We start from the raw sequence: 4,920 nt of genomic DNA, 5'->3' as shown, positions 1-4,920 counted from the left end.
GCTCGCGCCCGAGCACCCGCACCCCGCGGCCACCGAGGACACCCTCGCGGGCTGGGAGTGGCTGCTGAGCATGGGCTTCCGGGCGCAGGACATCGTGGTGGCCGGGGATTCCGCCGGCGGCAACCTCGCCCTGCAACTCGTGGCCGCCCTCGGCGCGGAGAAGGCCGCGATGCCGGCGGGGGTCGTCCTGCTCTCACCGTGGGTGGATCTGGACTTCACGGACATGACCGCCCGCGACCGCACCCGCAAGGACCCGTTCCTCGCCCTCGGCCTGGCCGAGCTGTGCCGACGCCAGTACGCCCCGGGGGTGGACCCGGACGATCCCGCCATCTCGCCGATCAATCACGTCCCGTCCCCGGACTGGCCGCCGTTCCTCATCCAGTGCGGGGGCGAGGAGATCTTCTGCGGGGGGATCGAGAAGCTCGCCGAGCGGTTCGCCGAACACGGGGTCCGGCACGAGTTCCAGCTCTGGCCCCACCAGTTCCACGTGTTCCAGGTGTTCCACCCCCTCGTCCCCGAGGCCAAGCTCGCGGTGCGCGACATCGGGTCGTTCATCCGCGGGTGCCTGCGCGGCTGAGCCCCGAGGTCGGGCCGTCGGTCGGCCCCGCGGTCAGCCGCACCGCCATACCGTCGGTCAGACCGTGAGCACCAGGCCCGACGTCGGCACCCCGGTGCCCGCGGTGACGACCAGCTTCTCCGCACCCGGCACCTGGTTCACCGAGTCGCCCCGCAGCTGACGCACGCCCTCCGCGATGCCGTTCATGCCGTGGATGTAGGCCTCGCCGAGCTGCCCGCCGTGGGTGTTGAGCGGCAGCCGCCCGCCCACCTCGAGCGCGCCCGGTTCACGGACGAAGTCCTTGGCCTCTCCTCGGCCGCAGAAGCCGAGCTCCTCGAGCTGCATGAGGACGTACGGCGTGAAGTGGTCGTACAGCACCGCCATGTCCATGTCCTGCGGACGGAGTCCGGACTGGGACCACAGCTGATCGCCGACGATCCCCATCTCCGGCAGCCCGGCGAGCTCCGGGCGGTAGTACGAGGTCATGATGTATTGATCGGGCCCCGAACCCGAGGCGGCCGCCGCGATCGACACCGGCCGGTGCGGCAGGTCCCGGGCGCGTTCGGGGGTGGTCACGACGATCGCCTGGCCGCCGTCGGACTCCTGGCAGCAGTCCAACAGGTGCAGTGGCTCGGCGATGTAGCGCGAGCTCTGGTGATCCGCGAGCGTGATCGGCTTGTCGTAGAAGAACGCGTTCGGGTTGACGGCCGCGTGCGTGCGGTCCACCACCGCGATCCGGCCGAAGTCCTCGCTCGTGGCCCCGTAGTCGTGCATGTACCGCCGGGCGACCATCGCCACGAACCCGGCCGGGGTCGACAGCCCGTGCGGGTAGGAGAACGCGTTGTCCGTCCCGGACGAGTTGACCTGCTGCACCAGGGCCGAGTTGACCTGGCCGAACCGCATCCCCGACCGTTCGTTGAACGCGCGGTAGCAGACCACCACCTCGGCCACCCCGGTCGCCACGGCCATCGCGGCCTGCTGCACCGTGGCGCACGCCGCGCCGCCGCCGTAGTGGATCCGGGAGAAGAAGTTCAGGCTGCCGATGCCGGCGGCCCGCGCCACCGCGATCTCCGTGTTGGTGTCCATCGTGAAGGACACCAGGCCGTCCACGTCCGACGGCTGCAGTCCCGCGTCCGCCACGGCCGCGCGCACGGCCTCGGCGGCCAGACGCAGCTCGGAGCGGCCCGAGTCCTTGGAGAAGTCGGTGGCACCGATGCCGACGATCGCGGCCCGGTTGGCGAGTGACTCGGCCGCGAGGGTGCTCACTGTGGATCTCCGTTCATGTAGAGGGTCGCCGTCGAGGTGACGTGCGCGCCCAACGAGTCCGTGCCGACGATCTTCAGAGTGACCAGCCCGTCGGCGTCGACCCCGGTGACCTCACCGGCCAGGGTGAGCGTGTCGTACGCGTACCAGGGCACTCCGAGGCGCAGCCTGATCGACGTGATCCGGGCGCGCTGACCCGCCCAGTCGGTGACGAACCGCTGCACCAGACCCGTGTCCGTGAGGATGTTGACGAAGATGTCCTCGGAGCCCTTGGCGTGAGCGAGGTCGCGGTCGTGGTGCACGTCCTGGAAATCCCGGGTCGCCAGAGCGGAGGCCACGATGAACGTCGGGGTGCCCTCGACGGTCAACTCGGGCAGTCGGTCCCCCACCGCCACCGCGGGCGGCTCGGCCGGGCAGATCACTCGATCACTCACTTCGACTCCTCCCGCTCGGTGCTCGCGTGCTCGGTGGCCTGGCGGTCGGCGACCGGCCGCCAGGCGTACAGGGTCCACGGCTCGGTCCCGAAGGCGGCGTCCTCGCCGGGGTCGCCCGGCATGTCGAGGAACTCGACCTCGACCGGCATCCCGATCGTCACCTCGGCCGGGTCCACCTCGCGCAACTCACCGAGCATCCGCACCCCCTCCTCCAGCTCCACGAGGGCGATGACGAACGGGAACCGGGTGCGTCCCGGGACGCGTGGGGCGTGGTGGGTGACGAAGCTGTACACGGTGCCGCGACCGGAGGCCACGACGTAGTCGGTCTGCTCGGACCTGTCCTTCCACAGCGCCGGGACGGGCGGGTGCTGCAGCGAGCCGTCCTCGAGTGTCTGGATGCGCAGTTCGTGGGCGCGGACGCCGTCCCAGAAGAAGCGCGTGTCCTGCGAGACGGACGGGCGCATGACCTTTCCCACCACCAGGTCGTCCGTAGGGGCCCCGGAGCTCGAGACGATGCCGGCGGACTCGGCGGCGGGCTTGGCGGCGGGCTTGGTAGCCGGCTCGGCCTGACGGGCGGCGGGGCGGAACTTGAGGATCCGGAAGTCCATCTCCGCCACGAGCTCGTCGCCGACCCGCCAGTAGTTGCGGGTGGTGAAGAACCAGCCCTCCCCCAGGCCCGTGGTCTTGGGTCCCACGACGTCGGTGAGCACCGAGGAGATGGTGACCTCCTCGCCGGGGCGGATGTACCGGTGGTAGGTCGAGTCGCAGTTGGTGGCCACCACCGAGGTGAAGCCCTCGGCGTCGAGGATGTCGGTCATCCGCCCCAGCGGGTCGTCGGCCTCCCGAGCCTTCCCCAGACCACGCATGGTCCACACCTGCGCCATCGCCGGCGGGGCCACGAGGCCACCGTGGCCGGCCGCCCCCGCTGCGGCCTCGTCGGTGTAGATCGGGTTGACGTCACCGATCGCCTCGGTCCAGTTGCGGATCATCGGCAGATTGACGGGATCTCGGCCCGTCCTGGGGGCGCTGCCCCCGGACCGGCGCACCTCGTCGGCGGCGGCGAGGATGCGGTCCGCCTGCTCGTCACTCATGGATGTCCTTCTCGTTCGGTGGTGGACGTGGCCGGATCGGGTCGCCGTCAGCGGGCGGTGCGGGGCATGCCGAGGCCGCCCATGCAGGTCAGTTCGCGCATGACCTCGTTGACGCCTCCCCCGAAGGTGATCACGACGTTGCGCTTGTTCATCATGTCGAACCACCGCTGGAGCTTCGCGGTGTCGGGATCGGTGGGGTCGCCGAAGCGGCCCAGTAGTTCTTCGATGATCCGACCGACGTGTTGGATCCTCTCGGTGGAGAACACCTTGGACGCGGCCGAGTCGCCCATCGACGGGTTCTCCCCGGCGGAGGAGACCTGCCAGTTGAGCAGTTCGTTGAGCCGGACGAACGCGAAGATCTCGGCGAGCCCGCGACGGACCTCCGGCCGGTCCAGGTGCCGGACCCCGTCGGCCCCGGTGCCGCGGGCCCAGCCGACCAGCTCGTCGTAGTACCCGCCCGGTCGGCCGGACGGCGCCAGCATCACGCGCTCGTGGTTGAGCTGGGTGGTGAGCATCTTCCATCCACCGTCGACCTCGCCCACGACCATGTCCGCCGGGACGCGCACGTCCGAGTAGTAGGTGGCGTTGACGTGGTGGGCGCCGTCGCAGGTGATGATCGGGGTGTACGAGAACCCGGGGTCGGTGGTGTCGACGATGAAGATGGTCAGACCGCGGTGCCGGGAGTCCGGGGCCCCGGTGCGGGCGGCCAGCCAGATGTAGTCGGCGTGATGGCCGCCGGTGGTCCACATCTTCTGCCCGTTGATGATCCAGTCGCCGGTCGCCTCGTCGCGCCTGGCGGTGGTCCGCAGCGCGGCGAGGTCGGTGCCGGCGTCGGGCTCGGAGTAGCCGATGGCGAAGTGGATCGAGCCGTCGAGGATGCCGGGGAGGAACTTCTCCTTCTGCGCCTCGGTACCGTACTTCTGCAGGGTCGGGCCCACGGTCTGCAGCGTGACCGACGGCAACGGCACGTCGGCGCGGGTGGCCTCGTTGGTGAAGATCAACTGCTCGATGTGGCCGAAACCCTTACCGCCGAACTCGGTGGGCCACCCCACGCCCAGCCACCCGTCCCGGCCCATCCGCTCGATGATCTTCGCGTAGGTGTCGCCGTGGCGCGTGGTGGCGATGTCCGCCGCCTCCTCGGGCGAGATGAGCGTGGAGAAGTACTCCCGGAGCTCGGCCTGCAGCGCCCGCTGGTCTGAGGTGAGGTCGATGAAGGTGCCCTCCGGGGTCGCCCCGGCGTCGGCGTCGGTCGAGGCGGGTGCCACGTGCTCGACGGGGTCGGACGCCACCGCCGACGCGAGGTCGTCCAAGTGGTACTGCGCGCCGCCGACGAAGCGGGCCAGGTCCTTCACCGCCGACGAGTACCGGAACATGGGGTAGGTGATGTCCACCCCGACCCCGCCGTGCAGGTGGTGCAGCATCTGCACCGCTCGCGGCCCCTCGGTGGCCAGCCAGTAGGCACCGATCGCGGGATCGGTGGCGTAGCGGTCCGCCGGGCCGGTGAGCCCCTCCGAGACCCGCCAGGTCACCGACTGTGAGATCACGTGCAGCGTGCGCGAGATGATGTAGACGTCGG

5 protein-coding genes are annotated in these 4,920 nt (G+C 70.4%); 1 reads left to right on the top strand and 4 read right to left on the bottom strand.

All coding sequences use genetic code 11. The annotated features are described in order from the left end of the window. Window positions 1-577: alpha/beta hydrolase fold domain-containing protein (locus G6026_RS13225; RefSeq protein ID WP_182613443.1), on the top strand; the 577-nt coding region annotated here is incomplete at its 5' end. 57 nt (window positions 578-634) lie between these two features. Here G6026_RS13225 and G6026_RS13220 read toward each other — a convergent pair. The 4 genes from G6026_RS13220 to G6026_RS13205 are packed head-to-tail and all read right to left on the bottom strand — an operon-like array spanning window position 635 to window position 4,609. Further along, window positions 635-1,822: a lipid-transfer protein gene (locus G6026_RS13220; RefSeq protein WP_107755718.1), complete on the bottom strand. Its 1,188-nt coding sequence runs from the start codon at window positions 1,820-1,822 to the stop codon at window positions 635-637. Beyond that, window positions 1,819-2,253: a MaoC family dehydratase gene (locus tag G6026_RS13215; RefSeq protein ID WP_107755717.1), complete on the bottom strand. Its 435-nt coding sequence runs from the start codon at window positions 2,251-2,253 to the stop codon at window positions 1,819-1,821. The genes G6026_RS13220 and G6026_RS13215 overlap by 4 nt, the downstream gene beginning before the upstream one ends. Further along, entirely contained in the window at window positions 2,250-3,344 is a 1,095-nt protein-coding gene (locus G6026_RS13210) for a bifunctional MaoC family dehydratase N-terminal/OB-fold nucleic acid binding domain-containing protein (RefSeq protein ID WP_107755716.1), read from the bottom strand. Before G6026_RS13210 ends, G6026_RS13215 begins: the two co-directional genes overlap by 4 nt. Window positions 3,345-3,391: 47 nt before the next feature. Further along, window positions 3,392-4,609 (bottom strand): acyl-CoA dehydrogenase family protein, encoded by a 1,218-nt coding sequence (locus G6026_RS13205; protein ID WP_182613442.1) that lies wholly within the window; start codon window positions 4,607-4,609, stop codon window positions 3,392-3,394. Between the last annotated feature and the right edge of the window lie 311 nt (window positions 4,610-4,920).

The organism is Dietzia sp. DQ11-38-2, from assembly GCF_014145055.1.
Classification (GTDB): domain Bacteria; phylum Actinomycetota; class Actinomycetes; order Mycobacteriales; family Mycobacteriaceae; genus Dietzia.
The sequence above is the reverse complement of the archived record's forward strand: the minus strand, read 5'-3'. Positions and strand labels throughout refer to the sequence as shown.

Excerpts from the sequence above, each read along its gene's own strand:
- G6026_RS13210 (WP_107755716.1), bottom strand. The coding sequence starts at position 3,344 with ATGAGTGACGAGCAGGCGGACCGCATCCTCGCCGCCGCCGACGAGGTG.